Raw genomic sequence first — 25,998 nt, 5'->3', positions numbered from 1 at the left:
AACAGACCTGGTTTAACGCAATGACGGGCGCCCCTCCCTGCCCGCATAGAGGAGAAAGAATGTCTATCCTGTCTTCCATCGGTCGGCTTGCGACCGAATTCAGCGCGGCCCGCGCCCGCTACCAGACCGAACGCGCGATCCATGCCCTGCCGATCGAACTGCAGAAGGATATCGGCTGGCCGGAAGCCGCCGATGCCAAGACCGGCTTGCGCCTCGGTGTTGGAAGCTGGGCCGGAGCGAAGTAACCGAGTGTGTATGAAGTTCTGAAGGCCTGCCCCGTCAGCTCGGCAGGCCTTTCGTTTGTTTAGAGCCTTTTATTTGTGTTCAAACGACTTTTCCAGCCATGCGGCCGCCGCATGACGCATATGAGCCACCCGCATAGCGGATTAACAAACCAATTAACCCACCGAAAATAATGGAAAATTTTGGGCACGCTGCCCAAGAATGTCGCAAACCATGTCGCTTTTCATATCAAGCGCTTCGCTTTTGCGATTCAGTTTTTGCTGAACTGAGCCTATATCACCGTCAGCCAAAACGAGCTGCCCCACTCCATTAAGCGAAGGCGACCCGTCTGAGCAACCAAATGGAGATGACGATGAAGCTCTTTGCCCGCCTGTTCACCCGCCGTGAAATGAACCTGACAACCGCTATGGAACGTCAGCGTCTTGCCAAGACCATGCCCGGCCAGACCGGCGCCATGGCTGCTGCCCGTCTCGGCTTCGTCGCCTGAGACAATTCGGCATGCTGAATTCAACGCCGCCCGGCTTGCCGAGGCGGCGTTTTCATTGGGCCATTGCCACCTGACGTCGGCGAAGAGACGCCCTGCAGTTGCACGAATTGCCCATTTGCGACCCATGTCGCAAATTTAATCTTCACTTAGCCGCCTACCCGATTGACAGGAATGATTTTTCCTGTTGTCGCTATGCTGTTCGCGACATCCTGTTCGCGTCATGGCTGCGTGAGGTTTCCCGTGAATGCCGTAAAGCATCCGATCAAGAGATCGTTTGTATTCTTCCTCATTCCCGATTTCACCATGATCGCCTTTGCGACGGCGCTCGATCCGCTGCGCTCGGCCAACCGGATGCTCGGCTACGAAGCCTATCGTTGGCGGCTGGCCAGCATCGACGGCAAACCGGTGCGCGCTTCGAACGGCGTCGAATGCGCCGTCAACACCTCGCTCGAGGAAGAGCGCAAGAAGATGGCCGGGCCGGATCGGCCGAACATGGCGATCGTCTGCAGCGGCATCAATGTCGAGCGCTACCACAACAAATCGGCCTTCGCCTGGCTGCGCGAGGAGTATAATCGCGGCGTCGCCGTCGGCGGCCTGTGCACCGGCGCGCATATCCTGGCCGCCGCCGGCCTCTTGTCCAACAAGCGTTGCGCCATCCATTGGGAAAACCTGCCGGGCTTTTCCGAGGCATTCCCGAAGGCCAATGTCTTTGCCGACCTCTTCGAGGTCGACCAGAACGTCTATACCTGCGCCGGCGGCACCGCCGCGCTCGACATGATGCTGAAGCTGATCGGCGACGATTTCGACGAAAGCCTCGTCAACCGCGTCTGCGAGCAGGTGTTGACCGACCGAGTGCGCAGCCCGACCGATCGCCAGCGCCTGCCGCTGCGCGCCCGCCTCGGCGTTCAGAACTCGAAGGTGCTCACCATCATCGAGCTGATGGAAGCCAACCTAGCCGAGCCGCTGTCGCTGATCGAGATCGCCGACCATGTCGATCTTTCCCGCCGGCAGATCGAGCGCCTGTTCCGCACCGAGATGGGCCGCTCGCCCGCTCGCTACTATCTGGAGATCCGACTCGACCGCGCCAGGCACCTGCTCATCCAGTCGTCGCTGCCGGTGGTCGAAGTGGCGGTGGCCTGCGGCTTCGTCTCCGCCTCGCATTTCTCCAAATGCTACCGCGAGCTCTACGCCCGCTCGCCGCAGCAGGAGCGCGTCGACCGCAAGCAGTTGCTGGCGGCCTGAGCGGGCAAAGGCGCAGTCGTCTAGACGGACTGCCCCTGCGCGGTCCGCATTGCCTCGATGCGGATGTCTTCGGTAAGCTGCGCCTTGAGCGCGGAGAATTCCGGGCTGGTCTTCAGCGTGTAATGGCGCGGATGCGGCAGGTCGACCGGGACATCCGACTTGATGCGGCCGGGCCGGGCGCTCATCACGATCACCCGCGACGCCATGAAGATCGCCTCCTCGATGTCGTGGGTGACAAACAGCACCGTCTTCTTGCGCCGCTCCCAGATACCGAGCAGCAGTTCCTGCATCAGTCCGCGCGTCTGGTTGTCCAGCGCGCCGAACGGCTCGTCGAGCAGCAGGATCGCGGGATCGTTGGCAAGAGCGCGAGCGATCGCCGTACGCTGCTGCATGCCGCCCGACAGCTGTTTCGGCCAATGGTTCTCGAAACCCCTCAGACCGACGAGATCGATATAGGAGGCGACGACTTCGTTGCGCTCACGCTCGGGCCTGCCTTGCTCGCGCAGGCCGAAACCGATGTTCTCGGCGACCGTCAGCCAGGGAAACAGCGTGTAGGACTGGAACACCATGCCGCGGTCCGGCCCCGGCCTTGTGACCGCCTTGCCGTCGAGCAGCACGCGGCCGGTACTCGGCGCTTCCAGTCCGGCGACGATCCTGAGCAGCGTCGACTTTCCGCAGCCGGATGGCCCGAGGATGGTGATGAAATCATTGGCCGCGACCGCGAGATCGACCGGCTGCAGCGCCCGCACCGGCTGTCCGCCCCTGACCCCGGCAAAGGTCCGCGAGACGCCTTCGATGAGAAGCTTGCTCACGCCAGGCTCCATGGATAGAGCCAGCGGTTGAGCGCCTTGAAGGCGAAATCGGACAGAAGCCCGATCAGCCCGATGACGATGATGCCGAAGATGATCTGTCCCGTCGCCAGCCGCGATTGGCTGTTGATGATCATGTAGCCGATACCTGACGACGAGCCGATCAGCTCGGCGACGATGACATAGGTCCAGGCCCAGCCCAGCACCAGCCGCAGTGTTTCGGCGATCTCCGGCGCGTTGGCCGGCATGATGACGCGCTTGACGATGCCATTGTCGGTCGCCCCCAGCGTGTAGGCGGCTTCGACAAGGTCCCGCCTCGTGCCGCCGACCTTGACCGCGACGATCAGGATGATCTGGAACACCGAGCCGACGAAGATAACCAGGAGCTTTTCGAGTTCCCCGATGCCGGCCCATAGGATGAGCAGCGGAATGAAGGCCGACGCCGGCAGGTAGCGCGCAAAGGACACGAACGGTTCGAGGAAGGCTTCGACCGGCTTCCAGGCGCCCATGGCGATGCCGATCGGCACGGCCACGATCGACGCCAGCACGAAGCCGCCGAAGACGCGCCAGATAGTGATCAGGATATCGAGCCAGAACCGGTCTTCGACGAGCAACCGCCAGCCATCCTTCAGCATCGACAGCGGATCGGCAAGAAAGATCCGGTTCACATGGCCGCCGAGCGTGATCCACGCCCAGAACGCCACGAACAGGACAAAGAAGGCGACGCCGAGCACGGTTCGCGTGCCCGGCGCAACGGGATGCAAGGGGCGCAGCATCAGGAAAAGTCCTTGAGAGGAGGGATCGGCGGCGTCACGCCGCCGATCGGGCGATACGCGATCAGTCGGCGATCGCGCTGGTGTCTGCAAGCGTCGACACATCCGGCGCTTCCTTGATCAGCCCCATCTGCAGCAGCAGCTCTGCCGCGGTCTTGGAAAAGTCCTGAAAATCCTTGGTGAAGAACTGCTTGTTCTCGGCCTTGTCGGCCCATTTCAGGTACTTGGCCGACTCCTCGAACTCCTTGGCTGACTGCTTCACGTCGGCGCCCATAATCTCGTAGGATTTCTGCGGATCCTTCTTGATCATGTCGAGCGCGTCGAAATAGCTGTCGGCGAGCGCCTTGGCGGCATCGGGATTGGCCTTGAGGAAGTCCGGCGTGCAGCCGACCGTATCCATCACCATCGGATAATCGAGCGTGGTCGCCAGGATGTGGCCCTGGTCGGCCTTGTCGCGCACGGCTGAGATGAAGGGCTCGTAGGTGACGGCGGCATCGTTCTGGCCGGCGAGGAAGGCTTGCGCCGCCGCGTCCGGCTCCAGGTTGACGACTGTCACGTCCTTGGTCGACATGCCGTTCTTGTTGAGCACCCAGGCGAGCAGGAAATAGGGCGAGGTTCCAGGCGCGGACGAGGCGACGTTCTTGCCCTTGAGATCGGCGACGGTCTTTATGTCGTTGCGCACGACGATGCCGTCGGCGCCATAGGATTTGTCGAGCTGGAAGATCTGCTTGGTGGCGACGCCGCTGGCGTTCCACACCATCCAGGTCTCGACCGTGGTCGCCGCGCATTGCAGGTCGCCGCTGGCGATGGCCAGCGGACGGCTCGCCTGCGGCACTTTCTTGAGCGTGACGTCGAGCCCGTGCTTTTCGAAAAGCCCGGCCTGCTTGGCCAATGTCAGCGGCGCGAAGCCGGTCCAGCCGCTGATGCCGATGGTGATCGACGTCGCCGCCATCGCCGGCGCGCTGAGCACGGCGGCCGCCGTCAGCGCCGCCGCGAAAATGGTGGTTCTTACCATTGTGGTTCCCCTTTTTGCGGTGAGCGCGAATTGTCTCACAGACCCCAAAAGGCTTGTCAATGAAGCGGAAGCCGCACTCGACGATGGTCCAATCCGACGCCCGCCGGCGGACTTTGAGGGGCTTCTCGATTGCTCACGGCGTGCCCCAGCCGCGGTTGCGCCACATCTTCTCGCCCGCCAAGCAATCCGCGGCCGGCCCGTTGTCGGCGAGCACGACCGGCGGATGCGCGGCCTCTTGCGCCGCCCATTGCAGCGAAGCGGGACCGGCAAGCTCGAGCACCAGCTTGCGGCGGATCGCTTCGGGAAACTGCGTCCAGTCGTTGACCGGGATCATGAAGGCGCCCGGTCCGCCGATGACGCAGTCGCTGTAATAGCGGTCGAGATTCTCAACGTCGAAGGCGCCGCTGAAACCGCCGCGCGTCATCAACGGCAGCCCGTTGATGGTGATGCCTTGCTTGACCACCTCGTCGCGCGTGAGGTCGACCGGCGCGCCCTGATTGTTGGGCCCGTCGCCAGAGATATCGATGACGCGCTTGGTTCCCTGGAATCCGCTCTCGGCGAACAGGTCGCTGCCGAAGCTCAGCGCGCCGGAGATCGAGGTCCGCCGAGCGCTGTCGGGCGGACGGGCATCGAGTTGCGCCACCACCTTCTCGGCATCGGCGCGGTTGGCGATCACCGTCCACGGCACGATGACGCGCTGCCAGGTCGTGCCTGCCCACTCGACATAGGTTACCGCGATCTTGCCGTAGGCGCCGTCGGCGATGGCCTTCAGCACATTGTCATGCGTCAGCGCCGCGGCATAACCATGACGCTGGATCTCAAGCTCGGCCGGCGACATCGACAGCGAAACATCGACCGCCAGCACCAGCTCGACATCGACGGGCTCGGCGGGAGAAGCTGCCGGTGTCAGCCAGAGCGCCAGCGCCAGCGCGGCACTGCCTGAAAAAATATGCCTTGCACGGGCATAAGCAGACATGGAGCAAGGTTAGGCGAAAATCGCCGCGCGCAAAAGCCGGGAATCCGGGCATCGGATTCCGCCGCCGCGGGACCGCTCAAAAATACCGCGCGAGATTCGAACGGATGCGTTCCAGCACGCTGTCACCGGAAAGATCGGGCACGAATTTCGCGCCCGTGATCGCTTCATAGGCCTGGATATAGACCGCCGAGGCCTGGTTGACGATCTCGTCGGGAATTTTGGGGATCGGATCCGTGTAGGGATCGCAGCGCGCCGACACCCACGACCGGATGAAATCCTTGTCGAAACTCTGCGGCCGCCCGCCGCTTTCGAACGCCTCATCGTAGCTCGCCGCGATCCAGTAGCGGCTGCTGTCGGGCGTGTGGATTTCGTCCGCCAGCACGATGGCGCCGTCCGGCGCGGTGCCGAATTCATATTTGGTGTCGGCCAGGATCAGGCCGCGTTCGGCGGCGCGCTGCTGGCCGCGGGCGAACAGCTGCTGCGCATAACGCGATACGGTGTCCCACTGCGCCTGCGTGAGCAGCCCCTGTTCGATGATCTCGGCTTCCGACAGCGGCTCGTCATGGCCGCCGCTGGCGGCCTTGCTGGTCGGGGTGATGATTGCTTGCGGCAGCTTTTCATTGTCGCGCAGCCCATCGGGAAAGGTGTGACCGTAGAAGCTCCGTTCGCCCTTCCTGTATTTGGTCAGGATCGAGGTGCTGGTGGTCCCCGCCAGATAGCCGCGCACCACGATCTCGACCGGCAGCATGTCGAGCCGCCTGCCAACCACGACATTGGGATCGGGATATTCCAGCACGTGATTGGGACAGATGTCGGCTGTTTCCTCGAACCAGTAGCGCGCCGTCTGGGTGAGGACCTGCCCCTTGAATGGGATCGAGGCCAGGATCGTGTCGAACGCGCTTAGACGATCGGTGGCGATGATGATGCGGCGCCCGTCCGGCAGATCGTAATTTTCGCGCACCTTGCCATTGTAACGGTTGGGCAGTTCGGGAATGAAGGCGTCGGACAGGATGCGCATGGGGCGTGTTGCTTTCGCGGGCTGCTGATGGGCCACATAAGCCGCTGGCCCCCGGCACATCAAGCCAAGCTTGAAGGCCTTCCGAGGAAGGCCAAGCTTTTCCGACCAGTTGCCGCTATTGCGCCGGTTGTCAGCTCCGCGGCTTGAGGTTCTCCGGGTCGTAGAGCGGCTTGTAGCCGACACCGGCCACCTCGACCGGATAGGTCTCGCCGAAATATTCCACGTTGAGGCTGCGGCCTTCCTGACAATAGTCCCAGGGCAGATAGGCGAGCGCGATGTTCTTGCCGATGGTCGGGCCATAGGCGACCGAAGTGGTGAAGGAGCGGCGGCCGAGCTCGTCGACCAGCGTCTCGCCGGTGGCGGGATCGAGGACCGGCATGGTGCCGACCGGATATCGCGCGACGCCCTTGGCGTCCTTGTTGTCGGTCATTACCAGCGTGCACAGCATCGCCGGCTGATGCTCGCGGGCGCGATACTCCAGATGCTTGGCCTTGCCGCAGAAGTCGTTGTCCTTGACCTTCGGGCGGGCGAGGTCGGCCTCAAGCAGATTGTACTCGGTGAGCAGATCGGCGTTCTGCAGCCGCAGGCTCTTTTCCATGCGGCGCGTGTTGGCATAGGTCTCGACACCGAACGGCATGACGCCGGTGGAGCGCAGCGCGTCCCAGACGGCGAGCCCATCCTCGTAGCGCATATGCAATTCCCAGCCCTGCTCGCCGACATAGGAGATGCGGAAGGCGGTGACGTCCTTGCCGCCGATGCGGATCGGCTTGATTGCCGCGAACGGGAAATTCTCCGGCGTCAGCCCGTTCGGATCCTCGACCACCTTCTGCAGGGTCGTGCGCGCATTCGGTCCCCAGATGCCGATGGTAACGTATTTCTCCGTCACGTCGGTGACGGTGACGTCGAAGCCTTTGTCCTGCGCGGTGCGCTGCATGTAGCGGAAGTCGCGCGGGCCGGCGTCGGCGCCGTCGATCAGCCGGCACCGATCGGCCATGCGGATGACGGTAAAGTCGGCGCGCACCATGCCTTCCTCGTCGAGGAAGTGGGTGTAGATGCCCTTGCCGATATTGTTGTCGCCGCCGATCTTGGCCGCGCACAGCCATTCCAGCAGCGCGACATGGTCGGGTCCCTCGATGTCGTACATCGAGAAATGCGACAGGTTGACGATGCCGCAATCCTCGCTCATCGCCAGGTGCTCGGCGTTGGAGACGCGCCAGAAGTGGCGGTTGTCCCACTCGTTCTCGCGCACCGGCACGCGGTTGCCATACTTCTCCAGCAGATGCTCGTTGGCCGCGTAGCCATGCGCGCGCTCCCAGCCGCCCAACTCCATGAAATAGCCGCCGAGCTCCTTCTCGCGCTCATAGAACGGCGAGCGGCGGATGTTGCGGCCCTTGGAGAAAGGCTCGCGCGGATGCACCGCCGGATTGTAGACCTTCATCGCCGTTTCCGTGCAGCGATCCCAGATGAACTGTTCGCTGGTCTGGTGCGGGTAGAAGCGCGAATAGTCTATCGCGTGATGGTCGATCGAAGTACGGCCGTCGGTCATCCAGTCGGCGATCAGCTTGCCCATGCCCGGGCCGTCCTTGACCCAGATGGCGACGGCATACCACAGCCCCCTCACCTTCTGGCTTTCGCCCATCGACGGACCGCCATCGGTGGTCACCTGCAGCAGGCCGTTGAAGGAATGGCCTTCATTGTAGCCGAGCTCGCCGAGGATCGGCGTCAGCTCCATGGCGCGCTCCAGCGGCGCCATGATCTGCTCCATGTCGAGGTCGCGCTGCGACGGCGAGAGCCGCGCCTGGTCTTTTTCGAGAAGATCGCGCGGATGGCACAGACGCGGATTGGTCTCCTCGTAATAACCCCATTCGATCTGGCCGCCCTCGGCGGTCTTCGGGTCGCCGGTGTCGCGCATATAGGCAGAGTTGCCCTGGTCGCGCAGCAGCGGCCAGCCGATCTCCTTGCCGGTGCCGGCGAACTCGTTGTAGGGGCCGAAGAATGTCAGCGGATGGTCGATCGGCATGACCGGCAGGTCCTCGCCAACTAGCGCCGCGGTGAGCCGGCCCCAAATGCCGGTGCAGACCACGACATAGTCGGCCTCGATCGTGCCGCGTTCCGTCACCACACCCTTGATGCGGCCGTTCTCGACGACCAGCTCCTTGGCCGAGGTGTTCGCGAAAGCCTGGAGCTTGCCGGCCGCGACACCTTGGTCGACAAGCTTGCCGGCAACCGTCTGCGAGCGCGGGATGACGAGGCCGGCATCCGGATCCCACAGCCCGCCTTGCACCAGATGCTCCTCGATCAGCGGGAATTTTTGCTTGATCTCGGCCGGCTCGATCAGCCGCGCGCGAGTGCCGAAGGATTTTGCCGAGGCGATCTTGCGCTTGATCTCGTCCATGCGGGCGTCGTCGCCGACACGCGCCACTTCGAGGCCGCCGACGCGGGCGTAGTGGCCCATCTTCTCGTAGAAATCGATCGAGTAGAGCGTCGTCCAGCAGGACAGGAAGTCGTGGCTGGTCGTGTAGCAGAAGTCCGAGGCGTGCGCCGTCGAGCCGATGTCGGTCGGGATACCCGACTTGTCGATACCGACGATGTCGTCCCAGCCGCGCTCGATCAGGTGGTGGGCGACGGACGCGCCGACGATACCGCCCAGGCCGACGATGACGACCTTCGCCTTTTTCGGAAACTCTGCCATTGCCCGCGACTCCGGAATGATGGACGGGCGCGTTTGCGCGCCTTTCGAATGGCGCACAATATGCAGAGGTCGCGGATTGAGCTACCGCCTGTTTGCGACACGCCGCAGGTACGGCGCGACCCCTCGCGCTGAGATGAATTGGCTAGGCGAAGGCCCAGATGTCCTCGGCCTGGAAGCCGACCTGGTAGCCGGCGGTCTTGAGCTTTACCACGACCTGGCCAATCTCGGCCGCAGGCAGCGCGCCGACCTCGATCTTGATCATGCCCGGACGATAGCGGCCAAGGTCAAGCTGTTCGAACACCATCCAGTCGGCGCCTTCGCAGTCGACCAGGAAAACGTCTATGTGGGTGATGCCGTTGCGGTCGAGCAGCGTCTGCAAGGTCTCCGACGACACTTCGATATCCTTCAGATGCGGCGCGAACTTGTTGAAGTTGGCGTCGGTCTCGCCCCAGGCGTTCTTGCCCGACATCAGATTGGTGTCGGTGACCGACGAGCAGCCGATGAACTCGATCGGCAGCGTGCCGGCTTCAAGCGCCGCGGCATCGAATGTATGGACCGTGATCGTGCCCTTGGTCCTAGTCACCGCCACCGGCTCTATGACGAAGCGGCTGGCATCCGGATAGTTGGCGCGAAGCCGCTTCTGATTGTAGGGGATCGGCTCGACCAGCATGGCGCGCGCCCCCGCAATGCGATGCAGCCAGGGCGTCACGTCGTCGAACAGCGCGCCGTCGCAGGCGCCGACATTGACCATCTGGAACGGCCGGCCCTTGCCGCCGAACCGTGCCTTAAGCGCCGCCTTGGCGAGGAATTTCGTGCCGTGCAGAGAGGGGCCGCGATCGAGCAGGCCGGCCGGAAGGCCGAGCGACAGAAGAACGCGCGCGAGACTGGAAAGCGAGTTCATGACTTGTCTCCGGTAATGACCTGCAGCGCGGCGCGGTGCCTGCCCTGGCTTGCCGATGCCCACAGTGCCGTCAGCGGCGCGGCAAGCAGCAGGAAGGGCGGCAGAAGATTGGGGAAGTAGATGCGGCTGTCGTGGATCGGGAAGACGGTGAACTTCGCCAGCACGCCCAGCACAAGCGCCGCCAGCAGGATGCCGGCGCGGCGGTCGAGCCGGAAGCCGGCGCGGCTCAGGCCGTACCAGCCCGCTAGTGCCAGAACCGACACGCCGACCCAGCTGTTGACGTTGATGGCGCGCACCACCGAGGCGGCGAAGGCCTTGAGATAGGCGGTCACCGAAAACGGCGGCTCGAACCCGTCCATGTTGTAATGCTGCTCGATGCTGGAGAACCAAAGATGTGGCCACCAGCCGGGATGCTGGGCCCAGTGCGAAATGGCGAAATAGGCGACGAAAGAGGCCGCGAAGCCTGCCAGCGCGCCCCATGCCTTCTCACGGAAAGCGACGAGCAGCGCCGCGAAAATGGCGAGGAAGACGATGTTGTCCGGCCTGGCCATGAATGCGAGGAAGAGCAGGACCGCCGTCGCCGCCTCGCGCTTGCGCACATAGGCGAAGACACCGCCAAGAAACAGCGCCGAGCACAGAAGGTCCGGCGTCGAGGCCCGCGCCGCATCGCCGAAATCGGCCATGATCAGCAAAGCGCCGACGACAGGCGCCAGCGCCAGCGCGCCTACCGCGCGCAGCCAGGCGAGCGTGATGGCGCCGAACAGAAGCACCGAGAATACTTGCACCAGCCGCATCGCCTCGACCGGCGAGACGACATGGCTGAGGCCAGAAAGAATTTCGGCATAGAGGAACTTGATCCGGTACATGCCGAGCAGCGAATGGAAATCGGCGGCGTTCTGCGCCATATGGCTGCGGAAGCCGCCGCCGTCGCCCGTCAGCGTCTTGTAATCGCCGGCCGACATGCCGGCCTTGACCGTGCCGTAGGCATAGTCATGCAGCGCCTGGGGATCGGGATAGGCGCTTTCCTCGGCGATCGCGAGATAGGGCAGCATGTCCCAGTTGGCGTCGGGCATGAACCAGGCGGTCGCGGCGGTCAGCAGGATATAAAGCGAGAAGGCGACCGCCCCGATCGACGCGGCCCATTTCGCGTAAGCCCCCTCGCCCCATGCCAGGCCGGCGCCGGTCAGTCGTTCCAGCGGATTGGTCGGAGCGGACGGCCTGGTCAGCATTCTCGCGGCCTCTATTTACCGACCTGGCTTTTCACGAAGTCCTTCACGATCGCCACGATGCCGCGCGACAACAGGCTGTCGAAGGCGTCGACGAAGCGGTCGACATGCTCGGGTTGGCAGATCAGCGGCGGCTCGAGCCGGATGACGTTGCGGTTGTATTCGGTGAAGGCGACGAGCACGTCGTAGTCGCGCAACAGCAGCGAGCCGACGAAGCCCGACAGCGAGCCCTTCAGCTTGTCGTCGAGCACGCTTACCAGCGGGCGCAGCACCATCGGCAAGGTCTGCGAGAAATCATGGAACTCGAGCCCGATCATGAAGCCCTTGCCGCGCACGTCCTTGATGATCTTCGGATACTTCTCCTTCAGCGCCTGCAGCCGCTGCAGAAGGTAGTCGCCGGTCGAGGCGGCGTTGTCGATCAGCCCTTCGTCATAGAGCACGTTGATGCCCTCGATCGCGGTGACGCAGGCCTCGCCCATGCCGCCGAAAGTCGCCATGGCGTGGATCATCGCCGTCTTCGGCGTGCCATAGGCCTTCATGTAGACGTCGCGCCTGGCGATCATCGCCCCGACCGCCGCCTTGCCGGCGCCCAGCGATTTCGCCAGCGCCGTCACGTCGGGCACCACGCCGTAATGCTCGAAAGCATAGAAGCGGCCCGAGCGGCCATAGCCGCACTGCACTTCGTCGGCGACCCACAGCACGCCATAGCGGTCGCAAAGCGCGCGCAGCTTCTGCCAGTATTCCGTGGGCGCCTGGATGATGCCGCCGCCGCCCTGGATGGTTTCCAGCACGATGACGCCGATCTCCGGATCGCTCTTGAACAGCCGCTCGACCGCGTCGATGTCGGCGAAAGGAACGCGCACGACATTGTCTGCGACCTTGAAATCGGCGCGGTAGAGCTGGCCGTCGGTGATCGCCAGCACGCCCTTGGTCTTGCCGTGGAAGGAATTCTCCGCATAGACAATCTTCGGCCGCTTCGGACCTGCGGCGCGCTCGGCAAGCTTCACCGCCGCTTCCATGGCTTCCGAGCCGGACGAGCCCAGAAACACCATGTCGAGGTCGCCGGGCGAGCATTTGGCGATGTTGTGCGCGAGGGCCGCCGCATATTGCGACATGAAGGCGATGGCGATCTCCTGGCGCTTCTCCTCCTGGAATGTCTTGCGGGCTTCCAGGATGCGCGGATGGTTGTGGCCAAAGGCCAGCGAACCGAAGCCGCCGAAGAAGTCGAGGATCTTGCGGCCATTCTGGTCGATATAGAACATGCCCTCGGCGTGCTCGATCTTGACCTTGTGAAAGCCGAGCAGCTTCATGAAATGCAGCTGTCCAGGGTTGAGATGAGCCTTGAACAGGTCGGTGATGCGGGCGACGTCCATCGCCTTGGCCTGCTCGACGCTGATCAGATCGGGCTTGGCGATTGCTGTGGGCGAAAGCGCCGGCGCGTCGACCAGCGTGCGTGTTCCGGTATGTTCCGGCTTGGCCATGACGGTCATCTGAAAAATCTCCCCCTCGCGCTCTATTCGGCGGGAACCTGTCTGGTGGCGACGGCGTGGCCGTCCATCTTGGCGCGATATTCGTTGTAGGCGGCGATCAGCATGTCCTCGTCGCGATATTGCGGCACCCAGCCAAGCTGACGCTCGGCCTTGGAAACATCGAGCACGCATTCCTCGTCCGCGATCAGATACTGTTCCGGATCCATGATCGGCATGTTCAACCAGTCGAGCAGGTCGAGCGTGCGCTTGACCGCCCAGCCGGGCGTCGGCAGCAGGATCGACTTGGAGCCGGCATGGCGGATCAGATCGCCGAGCAGTTTTTTGACCGGCGGCGGATTGAGCGAGCCGAGATTGTAAGCCTCGTTCGGCACGCCGGCTTTCCAGGCCGCGCGGGCGGCTTCGGCGCAGTCGAATACCGAGATGAACTGGTAAGGGTTCCTGCCCGAGCCGATCATCGGCACCGGAAAATTCCAGTCGATCAGCTTGAACAGCTTTTCCAGGATGCCGAGACGGCCGGGCCCGATGATCAGGCGCGGCCTGAACAGCGAGATCGACATGCCGCGCTTGCGCCATTCAGCGGCGAGCTCCTCGGTCTTGAGCTTCGACAGCCCGTACTCGCCGAGCGGCGCGACCGGATGGTCCTCGGTCATCGGCAGCACGACCGTGTGGCCGTAGATCATGTCGGTCGTGTAGTGGACCAGCTTCGAAGCGCCGGCCTTGTCCATCGCCTGGATAATATTCTCGGTGCCGTGGAAATTCACCGGGAAGAAGAAATCGTGCCGCTTGGCGCGCACCTGGATCGGCGACAGCATCTTCGCCGACAGGTTGTAGACCATGTCGTCGGTCCTGAGGCCGACCGCCGCGACTGAGACCGGATCGGTGACGTCACAGGTGACGAAACGCATGGAGCGGTAATGCGGCAGGTCGCTCTTGACGATATCGGCGACGACGACGGTCTCGCCATCGGCGGCGAGCTTGGGGGCAAGGTGGCGGCCGACGAAGCCGTCGCCGCCGAAAATCACATGTCTCATCGAACGATCTCGCTTATGCCGATCTTGTCGGGATTGATGGATGCTGTCTGGTCCTCATGCCCGCGCCTACCCATTTCCCGGCCACTTTGCGCGATCAGCACCGTGCCGACGCAGATGCAGGCGATGCCGGCGATGCGCCAGCCATTGAGGTCCTCGCGGAAGACGAAATAGGCGAAAATCGCCACGGCGACATAAGCGAGGCTGAGGAACGGATAGGCGAAGCTGAGCTCGACCTTGGACAGCACGTAGAGATGCGATGCCATCGAGATGACGAAGGTGCACAGGCCGAGGAACACCCAGGGGCTGAACACGATCTGCAAGAGCTTGACGAGCGGATTGACGCCCTCGAAGGAGACCGGCCCCATCGACATCATGCCCTGCTTCAGCATCAGCTGCGCTGCGGCATTGGTCATGACCGTGAAGAGAATGAAGATTATGTATTTCATTGTTGCCACCCCGCCTCTTGGGCGGCCCTATTACAAACCCACAAAGATTTCGTGAAGCTTCGACGATGCTTTGAGTGAATCACGGTATAACCTTTCATTTACCATGATTTATCTGACCTTTATCTATTCTGCGGCTTCAAAAACACCTTTCGTTGCATCCAGTCTTTTTGCCGTCCGTATCCAGAAGCTCGACAGAAAAGCAGGGTCGCGAAGCGCCTCCAGCTGCTGCCATTGCGGGAACGACGCGGCGAATGTCTCAGGTCCCATGCGGGCGTCCTTGTAGGGGTTCACCGCGCCGCCCGCCTCGATTGCGATGCGGTCGAGTCCGGCGAGCAGCCGCAACGTTCTTTCACCCCGGTTGGGGAAATCGAGCGTAAGCGTGTAGCCGGGCCGCGGGAACGACAGCAGCGCCGGCGAGCGGACATCGCCGAAGCGCTTGAGCACGGTCAGGAACGATCCCTGCCCTGCCCGCTGTGCCGCGTCGAGCAGCACAGGCACGATGCGGCGCGCATTCGCCTCCGGCACCACGCTTTGGTGCTGGAAAAGCCCGCGCGGCCCGTAGAGCCGGTTCCAGTCGCGGACCCCGTCGAGCGGAAAGAAAAAGCCTTGATAGCCTGCTTGGTGCGGAGCCTGGGACCTGCCCTTCTTCCAGCGGTAGGCCGCGTTGAAGACGGTGAGGAAGGGCCGATTGAGGATATTGAATGGTGGCTGCACCGGCACGGAAAACCGGCTGCCGGCGCGCGCCGCCGCGTGCGAGCCGTGTTCGGCATGGTTGCCCGTGAACAACAGCCCGCGACCGTGCCCATGTCCGCTGGCAAGCTGGTCGATCCAGGCGACGGCATATTCGTTGGCCTGGTCGGCAGCCTCGGCAAGATCGAAGAATTCGCCAAGATCGCGAAACCGCGTCGCCCTTTCCACTATGTCGAGCGAGGGCACCCGCATCAGCTTGATCGATGCCGACAGGATAAGCCCGGTCAGCCCCATGCCGCCGATCGTCGCCCCGAATAGTCGGATATTGTCGGTCTGCGAGCAGCGATAGGTCCGGCCGTCGGACCGAAGCAGCGTCAAAGCCTCGACATGGCAGCCGAAGGTGCCGCGCCGATGATGGTTCTTGCCGTGGACGTCGTTGGCGATCGCGCCGCCCAGCGTCACGAACTGGGTACCTGGAACCACGGCCGGAAAGAAGCCGTAGGGCGCGGCATGAGCGATGATATCGCAAAGCAGCGTGCCGGCATCGGCCTCGAGCACGCCGGTCTCGGCGTTGAAGGAACGGATGCGGTTGAGCGGCCGCATGTCGACCACCATGCCGGCATCGTTCTGGCAACTGTCGCCGTAGGAGCGGCCATTGCCGTATCCGAGCAGCGACCCGGTCTTCGCCTCGCCGCGCTTAAGCAGGGCGATCGCCTCGTCCGCCGGGATCGCCTTGCGCGCCGGCGGCGTCGCCAGTCCGAAGCTGCCGAAGCGCTCGTGCCTCATCACCAGCCTCCGGCGACGAGGAAGACCGCCCCGATGGCGACGACGATCTGGCTGCGCCAATCGCGGATGATGAAGACGACCGGGTCGTCATGCATCTCGTCGCGCCGGGCGAGGATCCAGACACGCATCGTCAGGTAAAGCACGATCGGCGCCAGCGGCCATATCAGCCAGGGATGCGGATAGAGTTCGCGCACCGCCGGGCTGTCCATATAGAGCGCCAGGACCAGCGCCGAGGAAAAAGCCGACGCCATGCCGGCCTGCGCGACGATCTCCTGGTCCTCGGTGCGATAGCCGCGGCCGGCGATGCGCTCGCCGGGCGGGATGGCCGTGGTGCGCAACTCGACGAAGCGCTTCACCAGCGCCAGCGAGAGGAAGAAGAAGATCGAGAAGGCAAGCAGCCAGAAAGAGACGTCGACGCCGGTGGCGGCCGCGCCCGCCAGTACGCGGATCGTGTAGAGGCCCGCAAGCGTCAGCACATCGATCAGAAGCATGCGCTTGAACGACAGCGAATAGGCGGTGGTGACGGCCAAATAGCCGGCAAGCACGCCAAGGAATTCGATCGGAAGGAAGAGGCCCGCGGCGATGCCGATCGCAAGCAGCGTAGCGATCGCGCCGAGACCGAATGGGATCGACAATGCGCCGCTGGCGAAAGGCCGGTTGCGCTTGGTCGGATGCTTGCGGTCGAGCGCGAGGTCGAAGAAATCGTTGAGGATATAGATGGCGGACGCCGCGGCGCTGAAGGAGGCGAACGCCAGCAGGCATTCCCAGATCATGTTCGGGTTGAAATATTCGTGCGACAGCACCATCGGCACAGCGATCAGCGCGTTCTTCAGCCACTGATGCATGCGCAGCATCTTGATGTAGATCCTCAGCGCCGGCTTCGGCGCGGGTATGGCCTCGGCTTGATGCGCCGCCTGCCAGCGCCGGGCGCTGCGGTCGGGCGCCACCACGAGCGCGTTGCGCGCTGCATCGAACACTTTGAGGTCGTGCCGGCTGTTGCCGGCATAGTCGAAGCCTGCATCGCCATAGGCGGCGACAAGTGCCGCGCCTTTCCTGCCGGAGGTCATGTTGTGCGGACCGTCGGTCGCCAGCACATGATCGAAAATGCCGAGATGCGCCGCGATCGCCTCCGCGAATTTGCGCGGCGTTCCCGTCGCCAGCACGATCTTGCGGCCCTCCCGATGCTCGGCGCGCAGCCGGTCAAGCAGATCCTGGCGGTAAGGCAGCGAGGCCGGGTCAATGTCGATGCGGCCGGCGATTTCCTGCTTCAGCCGGGCCGGCCCGCCGATCAGCCAGAGTGGCAGGAGAAAGACATAGAGCGGGTTCTTCTTGAGCAGGATGAACAGGCCTTCCCACAGAAGGTCCGTTGCGATCAGCATACCGTCGAGATCGACCGCAAGCGGAATTGCGTTCCTGTCCGACCTCGCGTCCATTGCCCTGCCCCGATCGAGCGCGGATCCCAAAACTCCGATCACGGAAAGATCACGCGCCAACTCAACCCACGCCGTATGCCGGCGTCCTCGGGTCGGATATAGCGGGTCATGACGCAGCGAACGTTAAAACGTCCGGTTGCAGAGCATTGTCCTACCGGTTTTTCGCCATCGTCGTTAAGTGTCGGCTACCGGAAACGATAAAAGGCCGGACATCGGTCCGGCCTTTGCCAATCCTGCGGCGCCACTCTCTGTGGCGAGAGTTACTTGATGCGGGCCGCGCCGCCCGAGATTTCGACCGTTTCCGAGCCGGTCAGGGCTTCGAGGTCACCATTGGGCAGAGTGACGAAGCAGCCGCTCGAGCAGAACTCCACCGTCTCGCCGGCGGCAAGCGTCAGCTCGCTCTTGGCGCCGCCTTCGGTCACGACCAGGGTCCGCGTCTGAGCGTCCCTGTTGATCGCGCTGGCGGCGAAAGCCGAACCGCCCAGGGCCAGGAAAGCGATGGCGGCAACGACAGACTTCCACATTGCATTTCCGGTGTTTGCACACCGCCTCTGTTCAAATTTGCAAGGCATTCTCGCCCTTTGCATCGAAGCTTATATGAGATGTTACCTGAACCGCAACTGAATGCCGCATTCATGCCACAATCGGTTTGGGAAGGCGGCGTGCCGCCATTTGGAAGCCGGCCTCATCCGAATATCGATGAACCTCAGCTTGGATCCGGCTTGCGGCCCCTGCGCTTCATCTTGGCCAGCCGCTCCCGCTCGGCCGCGGCTTCAGCCTCAAGCCGCTGGCGTTCGGCGAATTCGGCCTCGATCTTGTCGTCGTCGATCGGCCAAGGTTCGTGCTTCTTGCTCTCGACCACGGCGCGCGGCGTCGATGGGATCTCGATCTGCTCCTCCTCGAAGATATCGAAGATGGCGAAGCGGATGTCGTTCTGCACGACGCTGCCGTTCATGATATCGGCGACGAACACGCGCATTTCGAATTCGAGCGCGGCCGAGCCGAAATTGGCGAAGAGGACGAACGGCTCGGGATTCTTCAGCACCATCGGATGGGCGCGCGCAATGTCCGTCAGGATGGCGTGGACGCGCTTGACGTCACTGCCATAGGCGACGCCGACCTTGATGTCGATGCGCCCGAGCTTGTTGCGATGCGTCCAGTTGCCGACCGCATTGTTGATGAGGTTCGAGTTGGGCAGGATCACCGCCTGGCGCTGGAAGGTCTCGATCTCGGTGGCGCGGACGCTGATCTTGCGCACCGTGCCGCTGACGTCGCCCGCGACGATCCAGTCGCCGACCTTGAACGGCCGCTCGGCAAGCAGGATCAGGCCCGAAACGAAATTCGACACGACGTTCTGCAGGCCGAAGCCGATGCCCAGCGAAAGGGCGCCGGCCACCAGCGCCAAGTTGGAAAGATCGATGCCCGCGGCCGAGATGCCGACCAGTGCGGCGACCGCCACGCCGGCATAGCCGACACCCAGCCGGATCGAGTTGCGCACGCCGGGATCGACCTTGCCGCGCGCCATCACCGAGCCGTCCAGCCAGCCCTGGAACCAGCGCGTCAGGAAATAGCCGATGACGAATACGACGATGCCGCTGAGGATGCCGAGAAAGGAGATGGTCACCGAGCCGATCGTGACGCCGGTCGCCAGCTTGTAGGCCCAGGCCTCGATATCGCCGGGCTGAAAGCCCCACATCAACAGGATCAGCGGCAGGAACACCACCACGATCATCAGATTGATGGCGATGCTGACCACCAGGCCGAGCTGGTCGAGGGCGGTATCCTCGTAGCTGGAGTTTTCCGAAAGCCATCGTCCGACCGAAGTGTCGGCGAAGCCGCCCTCCTCTCCGATCGCGCGTGCCGACAGGAAGCCGATATAGGCCGTCACCAGCACGGTGCCGGTCACCACGACCTGGAACGAGACGAAAAGCGCCAGGCCGATATAGCCAAGCAGCGCCGCCGCGATGGTGAACAGCCCGAGCCCGATGGCGATGAAACGAAGCCAGGCCGGCCAGGGGCGCCATGAGCCGTCGGCCGCCCTGAACGGCCGCAGCAACCCCATCAGCACAAGGATGACGCCGACGATGATGCTGGCGACAACGCCCCTCGCGATCGTCAGCGAAAGTGGCGAACCCATCTTCTCGTTGACGACCGACAGGAAGTAATTGAACCCGAGTACCAGCGCCATGGCGGTCGTCAGTCCGACGAGCCAGCGCGCGGAACCGGTCGCGACCGGGATCAGGCGCCAATTGGGCAGGCGCGGCTCTAGCGCAGCGTTGGTCAGCCGGTTGACGCAGAACACCATGGCGATCACCGTCAGCAAGGCATTGAGGAACGTGCCGATATCGCCGCGCAGCACATTGTAATAGTTGAAGAAGAACACGGCCGAGGCGAAGAAGACGCCGAGCGCCAGGGTCGGCAGCAGCGTCGACCAGAACGCCACCGACAGCCGGCTGAGATAGGAAGGATCTTCCACGGTCGGGTCGGCCTCGAATATTCGGCCGAACAGGCGCCTGCCGCCGATCAAAAGCACGGCCGCCAGCGCCAGCGCCATAAGCGTCGCCGCGAGGATCGCCTGGAACTTGAACCTGACGGCGAAGCTCGCCCAGGACGACACCGCCTTGTAGAGGCCCGTGAACTGGTCATGCGCGTCGGAAAAGGCCTGCGGGCTCAGTGCGTCCGTCAGGTCGTAGTGCTTGGTGATGACGCTGCGGAAAAGCTCGCTGCGCATGACGGCGATCCTGTCGACCAAGCCGTTGACGCGGATCGACAGGTTTTGCGCGCTGGCGACGACCGCGTTGATCTGAGCTTTTTCCGTGGCGAGCGCGCTGCGTTCGTTGCTCACGATCACCGGCTCCGGGGGTTGCCCCTGCGCCGGCGGCTGGCCGAGAACCTCCGCGCGATTGTTGATGTCGGTGAGGCGCTGCCGGAATGCCAGGGCGCTGTTCAGCGCCGCCCGCGAAATATCCTCGAGCTGCAACCGGATGTCGACGAGCCCCGCATCGTCCTGGTCGGGGTCGCTCAGTTTCTTTTCCAGGCCGTCGGTCCTGGCCGTCAGGTCCTGGATGGCCTTCGTCTGGTCGGCGATGAGTTGCGACGAGCCATGGCCGATCGCCTGCGCCGACGCGTCCAGCGCCGGCTGCGCGAAGACAGCGACGATGACGACCAGAAGCAGGCGCAGCAGGCGGAAGAACATGATTTTGTTGGCGACTCGCGGCCGAAAAATTCTCGAAATTTCCGCCCTTGATAAAGACCGGCATATCGGGCGGCAAGCCGTCCCGATCGTGCCGGCGATAGTCGGCCTGTCGAAAAGCGATGGCGCAATCTTGGCTTTGCGCTTCCCGCCTGCTCTATAGTCTGCCGCCTCGCACCATAAGGACGATAGGAAGAATGGCGGAATATTCAGCCTTCTCGCTGCTCAAGAACGCGCTGACCGGCAACAAGGATTGGAAGCCCGCCTGGCGCAAGCCGGACCCCAAGGCTTCCTATGACGTGATCGTCATCGGCGGCGGCGGCCACGGTCTTTCGACCGCCTATTATCTCGCCAAGGAACACGGCATCACCAATGTCGCGGTGCTGGAAAAGGGCTGGCTCGGCTCCGGCAATGTCGGCCGCAACACCACGGCGGTGCGCTCCAACTATCTCTTGCCGCAGAACACCCGCTTCTACGAACATTCGATGAAGCTGTGGGAGAATCTCTCGCACGACCTCAACTACAACGTCATGTTCTCGCAGCGCGGCTGCCTGAACCTCGCGCACACGCCAGCCCAGCTCGACGACTATGCCAGGCGCGGCAACGCCATGCGCCATCTCGGCGTCGACGCCGAGCTGATGAGCGTCGACCAGATCAAGCGGCTTGTGCCGGCGCTGGATGTCTCGGGTTCGGCGCGCTTTCCCGTCCTTGGCGGGCTGATGCAGCCGCGCGCCGGCACGGCCCGGCACGACGCGGTCGCCTGGGGCTATGCGCGCGGCGCCGACCGGCGCGGCGTCGATATTATCGAGAATTGCGAGGTCACCGGCTTCCTGCGCGACGGCGACCGCATCACCGGCGTTTCGACGACGCGCGGCGAAATCCGCGCCAAGAAGGTCGCGCTTGCGGTTGCCGGCAGCACCGGCCGCGTCATGCAGCTTGCCGGCATCTCGCACATGCCGATCGAAAGCCATGTGCTGCAGGCCTTCGTCTCGGAATCGCTGAAGCCTGTCGTCGACACCGTTCTCACCTTCGGCATGGGCCATTTCTACATCTCGCAATCCGACAAGGGCGGCCTGGTCTATGGCGGCGACCTCGACGGCTACAACAGCTACGCCCAGCGCGGCAGCCTGCCGATCGTCGACGAGGTGATGAGCGAGATGGTGGCGCTGTTTCCCGGCCTGGCGCGCGTGCGCATGCTGCGCTCCTGGGGCGGGCTGTGCGACATGACGATGGACGGCTCGCCGATCATCGCCGCCGGTCCGCTGCCGGGCATGTATCTCAATTGCGGCTGGTGCTATGGCGGCTTCAAGGCGACGCCGGCCTCCGGCTGGTGCTTTGCCTACACCATTGCCAAGGACGAGCCGCACGAGTTCAACGCGCCCTTCACGCTCGACCGTTTCTACCGCGGCCTCGTCATCGACGACAAAGGCCAGGGCGCGACGCCCAGATTGCACTAGGGTTTGGATTGAAAAATGCTAATCACCTGTCCCTATTGCGGCCCGCGCGACGTTATCGAATTCACCTATCAGGGCGACGGCAACCGCGAGCGGCCGCAGCCCGCCTCGCAGGATCTCGACGCCTGGAACGCCTATGTCTACGACCGGCTGAATCCGGCCGGTGACCACAACGAGATCTGGCAGCATTCCGGCGGTTGCCGCGCGCATCTCAGGGTCGTGCGCAACACAATCACGCACGAAATCCTCAGCACCGCATTCGCCCGTGGCGGCCACAAGACGGAGAGCCGCTCGTGAGCCCGCGCCGCACAGAGACCGGCGGCCGGATCGACCGGCTGCGCACCATCCGCTTCACCTTCGACGGTGCGCCCTATACGGGCCATGCCGGGGACACGCTGGCCTCGGCGCTGCTTGCCAATGGCGTGACGCTGTTCGGCCGCTCCTTCAAATATCATCGCCCGCGCGGCCTGCTTGCCGCCGGTGTCGAAGAGCCGAACGCGCTGGTGACGGTGCTGCGTGGCGAGGTGCGCGAGCCCAACATCGCCGCCACCATGGTCGAGATCTATGACGGGCTCGTAGCCGTCAGCCAGAACCGTACCCCCTCGCTCGCTTGGGATATCGGCGCCCTCAACCAGCTCGGCGGCAAGCTCCTGTCGGCCGGCTTCTACTACAAGACCTTCATGGGGCCGGTGATCGGCCCGCTGAAGGGCACGCGCTTCTGGATGTTCTGCGAGCATTTCATCCGTCGCGCCGCCGGCCTTGGCAAGGCTGGCACCGCTCCCGATCCGTCTCGCTACGAGCGTATGAACGCATTTTGCGACGTGTTGGTCGTCGGCGCCGGTCCGGCCGGCCTGATGGCGGCGAAAGCCGCCGCCGACCAGGGCGCCCGCGTCATCCTCGCCGATCTCGAAGCCCATTTTGGCGGCTCCGCCAACTGGTCGGACGAAACCATCGACGGCATGCCTGCCGCCGAATGGGCCCAGCGCACGGTCGCGCAGCTCGGAGGCAACGACAATGTGCGGCTTTTGCCGCGCACGACGGTGTGGGGCTATTACGACGGCAACACGCTGGCCGCCCTCGAACGGGTGACCGATCATAAGGAAACGCCAGCCAAGGGCGAGCCGCGCCAGCGCTACTGGGCGATCCGCGCCGGCACGGTGGTGCTCGCCACCGGTTCCTTCGAGCGGCCGCTGGTGTTTCCGGGCAATGACCGTCCCGGCGTCATGCTGGCGCATGCGGCGGAACGTTACGTCAATGAATATGGCGTGCTGCCGGGACAGCGCATCGCGCTCTTCACCAACAACGACAGCGCCTACCGCTCGGCCGTTGCGTTAAAGAAGGCCGGCGCGACCATTGTTGCCATCGTCGATGTCCGCGCCGACGTCTCGAACGACATGCGCCGGCTCGCCGGCGAGGCCGAGGCCGAGCTGCTGGACGGCCACGCCGTGGTTGCGACCGAGGGCGGCAAGGCCCTCACCGGTCTCAAGGTGCAGCGCTTCGACGCCATAAGCGGTGCGCTCAGCGGCGATGCCCGCAGCATCCATGCCGACAGCCTTTTGATGTCGGGTGGCTGGTCGCCGACCATTCATCTCGCCAGCCAGGCGGACGCCAAGGCTGAATGGGACCCGGCCAGGCAGGCCTTCCTGCCGCCCAAGCCGACGCAGCGCTGGATCGGCGCAGGCGCCTTCACCGGCAGCTTCTCCACCGCCGAAGCCATCGCCGAGGGCCGCGCGGCCGGCGTTTCGGCCGCCGGCGGAATGGCGGCTCCCGCAGCCCTGCCGATCGTCGAAGCCGCCCCCGGCGATCCAGATCCGGCGCCGGTCTTCGAGATCAAGGCCAAGGGCAAGAGCTTCGTCGACTTCCAGCATGATGTCACCGCCGAGGACGTGCGGCTCGCACATCGCGAAGGCTTCGTATCGGTCGAGCACCTGAAGCGCTACACCACGCTCGGCATGGCGACCGACCAGGGCAAGAACTCCAATGTGCCTGGCCTTGCGATCATGGCCGAGGCGCTCGGCAAGCCGATCCCCGAAGTCGGCACGACGCGCTTTCGCCCGCCTTACACGGCGGTTTCGATCGGCTCCCTTGCTGCCGAGCGTTTCGGCGACCTCAAGCCCGAGCGCCTGACGCCGATGCATGACTGGCACATCGCCAATGGCGCGACCATGTATTCGGCCGGCCTATGGTACCGGCCGATGATCTACGGCCTTCCCGGCGAGACGGTCGAGCAGGCCTATGTCCGCGAGGCCAGGGCAACGCGTGAAAGCGCCGGCATCGTCGATGTCTCGACGCTGGGCAAGATCGCCGTGCAGGGGCCGGACGCGGCCGAGTTTCTCGACCGCGTCTACACCAACATGTTCTCCACTTTGGCCGTCGGCAAGGCCCGCTACGGCTTGATGCTGCGCGAGGACGGGCTTGCCTTCGACGATGGCACCACCTGGCGGCTCGGCGAGCAGGAATTCCTGATGACCACCACCACCGCCAATGCCGGCAAGGTGATGCAGCATCTGGAATATTTCCTTGACGTCATCTGGCCGGAGCTGAAGGTCACCGTCACCTCCGTCACCGACGAATGGGCGGGCGCGGCGATCGGCGGACCGAACGCGCGCGCCATCCTCGCCGCTTGCGTAAAAGATACCGCTGTCGACAACGCTACGCTGCCCTTCATGGGTATCGTCCATGGCCGGATTGCGGGCGTGCCGGTGATGGTCTGCCGGCTGTCCTTCTCCGGCGAAATGGCGTTCGAGGTCTATTCCGGCGCCGGCTACGGGACTCATGTCTGGCAGGCCCTGATCGAGGCCGGCAAGCCGTTCGGCCTTGTGACCTACGGGCTCGAGGCGCTTGGCACGATGCGCATCGAGAAGGGCCATGTCACCGGCGCAGAAATCGACGGCCGCACCACGGCGCGCGACCTCCATCTCGACTGGATGCTGTCGAAGAAGAAGCCGTTCATCGGCTCGGCCATGATGGACCGCGAAGGCTTGATCGCGCCTGACCGGCTCGAGCTGGTCGGACTGATCGCCCTCGACAACCGGCCGCTCAACGGCGGCGGCCATATCGTCGAGGAACTGGACGAGGACAATCCGCACGACTCGCTCGGTCACATCACCGCCTGCTGCTATTCACCGGCGCTCGGCAAATATATCGCGCTGGCTTTGGTCAAGGGCGGCAAGGCGCGTCATGGAACGCGCGCCTTCGTCTCGGATCCGTTGCGCAACCGGTTTGGGCCGGTCGAGATCGTCTCCAACCATTTCTACGATCCGGACGGGAGCCGCATGCATGGGTGAGCAGCATTTGCCCGAACGCCAATCGCCGCTCGAGCCTGATTATCATCCGGGTTCGCACGGCAACTTCGAACATGGCGTCGATGTCATTCTGTCCGAGACGCGGCCGGGCTCGATCCTGCAGCTCGCCGCATGGCCGGGTGAAGAGAAGCAGCTGATCGAAATTATCGGCAAGCTCACCGGTCTCGCTCTGCCCGACGGGGCCGGCGGCGGCGTGAGCAGCGGCGCCCGCGCCGCCTTCGGCTTCGCGCCGGGAAAGTTCACCGTGGTCGACGAAGCGGAGGGGCTTGCTCAAGCCTTCGCCGGCGCCATCACGCCGGCCATCGGTACGCTGACCGATCTCTCGCATGGCCGTACCGCGATCCGCATCGCCGGTCCGAAGGCTGAATGGGTGATGGCGAAGTTCTTCGCTATCGATTTCGCCTTGCCGGCCTTTCCACTCGGCGCCGGACGTTCGACCAACCATCACGACATCTTCGCCCAGATCCATCGCAGCGGCCCAGACCAGTTCGACATCTACGTCTTCCGCTCCTTCGCGCGCTCCTTCTGGAAGGCCTTGTGCCACGCCTCGGAGGAAGTCGGTTACGAAGTGCAATAGCCCGCTCGGGCGTTGCTGGCTTAGCATTGGTCAGGCGGCATCTGGCATTATCGACGGCTACAACTGCTGCTTGAGCGCTGGGCTAGCAGGCGCGATAGGTAAGGAATCACGGGCGTTTGCCAGGGCAAACGTCCGCTCAGGCAACCCGTTCGACCATACCCTTCCATGACTGTTGAGACTTCGGCGACGGCCACGACCCGCTTTGCTCCGG

The 25,998-nt window shown here is 63.8% G+C and carries 22 protein-coding genes; 7 read left to right on the top strand and 15 right to left on the bottom strand.

Annotation, left to right across the window (positions count from 1 at the left end; translation table 11 throughout):
* The first annotated feature begins 59 nt into the window (after window positions 1-59).
* From LB515_RS17410 to LB515_RS17405, 3 genes are all read left to right on the top strand, one after another.
* Window positions 60-245, top strand: coding sequence for a hypothetical protein (locus LB515_RS17410; RefSeq protein WP_095764923.1), 186 nt, complete (start codon window positions 60-62; stop codon window positions 243-245).
* A gap of 350 nt (window positions 246-595) precedes the next feature.
* On the top strand, window positions 596-730 hold the full coding sequence (locus LB515_RS28180; RefSeq protein WP_263483928.1) for a hypothetical protein: 135 nt from the start codon (window positions 596-598) through the stop codon (window positions 728-730).
* 303 nt (window positions 731-1,033) lie between these two features.
* Window positions 1,034-1,972 carry a GlxA family transcriptional regulator gene (locus LB515_RS17405; RefSeq protein WP_263482302.1) on the top strand — a complete coding sequence of 313 codons (939 nt, stop codon included), beginning with the start codon at window positions 1,034-1,036 and terminating at the stop codon, window positions 1,970-1,972.
* Between the two features lie 20 nt (window positions 1,973-1,992).
* Here the strand turns inward: LB515_RS17405 and LB515_RS17400 are convergent, their stop codons facing one another.
* The 15 genes from LB515_RS17400 to LB515_RS17330 all read right to left on the bottom strand — a co-directional run bounded on the left by LB515_RS17400 (window position 1,993) and on the right by LB515_RS17330 (window position 20,454).
* On the bottom strand, window positions 1,993-2,784 hold the full coding sequence (locus tag LB515_RS17400; RefSeq protein WP_224708439.1) for an ABC transporter ATP-binding protein: 792 nt from the start codon (window positions 2,782-2,784) through the stop codon (window positions 1,993-1,995).
* Window positions 2,781-3,557: an ABC transporter permease gene (locus tag LB515_RS17395; protein ID WP_224636142.1), complete on the bottom strand. Its 777-nt coding sequence runs from the start codon at window positions 3,555-3,557 to the stop codon at window positions 2,781-2,783. The genes LB515_RS17400 and LB515_RS17395 overlap by 4 nt, the downstream gene beginning before the upstream one ends.
* Before the next feature lie 61 nt (window positions 3,558-3,618).
* Window positions 3,619-4,569 (bottom strand): ABC transporter substrate-binding protein, encoded by a 951-nt coding sequence (locus tag LB515_RS17390; RefSeq protein WP_224600951.1) that lies wholly within the window; start codon window positions 4,567-4,569, stop codon window positions 3,619-3,621.
* A gap of 133 nt (window positions 4,570-4,702) precedes the next feature.
* Entirely contained in the window at window positions 4,703-5,545 is an 843-nt protein-coding gene (locus LB515_RS17385) for a DUF1194 domain-containing protein (RefSeq protein ID WP_224708438.1), read from the bottom strand.
* A gap of 76 nt (window positions 5,546-5,621) precedes the next feature.
* Window positions 5,622-6,563 (bottom strand): phosphoribosylaminoimidazolesuccinocarboxamide synthase, encoded by a 942-nt coding sequence (locus tag LB515_RS17380; RefSeq protein WP_095764920.1) that lies wholly within the window; start codon window positions 6,561-6,563, stop codon window positions 5,622-5,624.
* Between the two features lie 130 nt (window positions 6,564-6,693).
* Window positions 6,694-9,255 (bottom strand): FAD-dependent oxidoreductase, encoded by a 2,562-nt coding sequence (locus LB515_RS17375; protein WP_224708437.1) that lies wholly within the window; start codon window positions 9,253-9,255, stop codon window positions 6,694-6,696.
* 142 nt (window positions 9,256-9,397) lie between these two features.
* Window positions 9,398-10,156: an FkbM family methyltransferase gene (locus LB515_RS17370; RefSeq protein ID WP_224600948.1), complete on the bottom strand. Its 759-nt coding sequence runs from the start codon at window positions 10,154-10,156 to the stop codon at window positions 9,398-9,400.
* A complete protein-coding gene (locus LB515_RS17365) occupies window positions 10,153-11,385 on the bottom strand; it encodes a hypothetical protein (protein ID WP_224600947.1) in 1,233 nt (410 codons plus the stop codon). Before LB515_RS17365 ends, LB515_RS17370 begins: the two co-directional genes overlap by 4 nt.
* Before the next feature lie 11 nt (window positions 11,386-11,396).
* Window positions 11,397-12,872 carry an aspartate aminotransferase family protein gene (locus tag LB515_RS17360; protein ID WP_224600946.1) on the bottom strand — a complete coding sequence of 492 codons (1,476 nt, stop codon included), beginning with the start codon at window positions 12,870-12,872 and terminating at the stop codon, window positions 11,397-11,399.
* A gap of 23 nt (window positions 12,873-12,895) precedes the next feature.
* Window positions 12,896-13,903 (bottom strand): NAD-dependent epimerase/dehydratase family protein, encoded by a 1,008-nt coding sequence (locus LB515_RS17355; RefSeq protein ID WP_224545499.1) that lies wholly within the window; start codon window positions 13,901-13,903, stop codon window positions 12,896-12,898.
* Window positions 13,900-14,349, bottom strand: coding sequence for an EamA family transporter (locus LB515_RS17350; RefSeq protein ID WP_224636135.1), 450 nt, complete (start codon window positions 14,347-14,349; stop codon window positions 13,900-13,902). The genes LB515_RS17355 and LB515_RS17350 overlap by 4 nt, the downstream gene beginning before the upstream one ends.
* A 123-nt stretch (window positions 14,350-14,472) precedes the next feature.
* The gene (locus LB515_RS17345; protein ID WP_224600944.1) at window positions 14,473-15,825 is read right to left on the bottom strand and encodes an FAD-dependent oxidoreductase; all 1,353 of its coding nucleotides are present in this window, start codon (window positions 15,823-15,825) and stop codon (window positions 14,473-14,475) included.
* A complete protein-coding gene (locus LB515_RS17340) occupies window positions 15,825-17,258 on the bottom strand; it encodes a UbiA family prenyltransferase (RefSeq protein WP_224600943.1) in 1,434 nt (477 codons plus the stop codon). The genes LB515_RS17345 and LB515_RS17340 overlap by 1 nt, the downstream gene beginning before the upstream one ends.
* Before the next feature lie 260 nt (window positions 17,259-17,518).
* Window positions 17,519-17,782, bottom strand: a complete 264-nt coding sequence (locus LB515_RS17335; protein ID WP_224600942.1) for a hypothetical protein — start codon at window positions 17,780-17,782, stop codon at window positions 17,519-17,521.
* A gap of 182 nt (window positions 17,783-17,964) precedes the next feature.
* Complete coding sequence (locus tag LB515_RS17330; RefSeq protein WP_224600941.1) at window positions 17,965-20,454, bottom strand: mechanosensitive ion channel family protein; 2,490 nt, start codon at window positions 20,452-20,454, stop codon at window positions 17,965-17,967.
* A 194-nt stretch (window positions 20,455-20,648) separates the two neighbouring features.
* Here LB515_RS17330 and LB515_RS17325 point away from each other — a divergent pair, with 194 nt between their 5' ends.
* Genes LB515_RS17325 through soxG form a run of 4 tightly spaced genes read left to right on the top strand, consistent with a single transcriptional unit; the run spans window position 20,649 to window position 25,787 of the window.
* Window positions 20,649-21,908 (top strand): sarcosine oxidase subunit beta, encoded by a 1,260-nt coding sequence (locus LB515_RS17325; RefSeq protein ID WP_224600940.1) that lies wholly within the window; start codon window positions 20,649-20,651, stop codon window positions 21,906-21,908.
* A gap of 15 nt (window positions 21,909-21,923) precedes the next feature.
* Window positions 21,924-22,202 (top strand): sarcosine oxidase subunit delta, encoded by a 279-nt coding sequence (locus tag LB515_RS17320; protein ID WP_095764908.1) that lies wholly within the window; start codon window positions 21,924-21,926, stop codon window positions 22,200-22,202.
* Complete coding sequence (locus tag LB515_RS17315; RefSeq protein WP_224708436.1) at window positions 22,199-25,192, top strand: sarcosine oxidase subunit alpha; 2,994 nt, start codon at window positions 22,199-22,201, stop codon at window positions 25,190-25,192. The genes LB515_RS17320 and LB515_RS17315 overlap by 4 nt, the downstream gene beginning before the upstream one ends.
* Window positions 25,193-25,199: 7 nt before the next feature.
* Window positions 25,200-25,787 carry a sarcosine oxidase subunit gamma family protein gene (soxG, locus tag LB515_RS17310; protein WP_224708501.1) on the top strand — a complete coding sequence of 196 codons (588 nt, stop codon included), beginning with the start codon at window positions 25,200-25,202 and terminating at the stop codon, window positions 25,785-25,787.
* Window positions 25,788-25,998 lie beyond the last annotated feature (211 nt).

This window comes from Mesorhizobium sp. CA15, assembly GCF_020165215.1.
Classification (GTDB): Bacteria; Pseudomonadota; Alphaproteobacteria; order Rhizobiales; family Rhizobiaceae; genus Mesorhizobium.
Note: the sequence above shows the minus strand (reverse complement) of the source record. Positions and strands in the feature narration are given on the sequence as shown.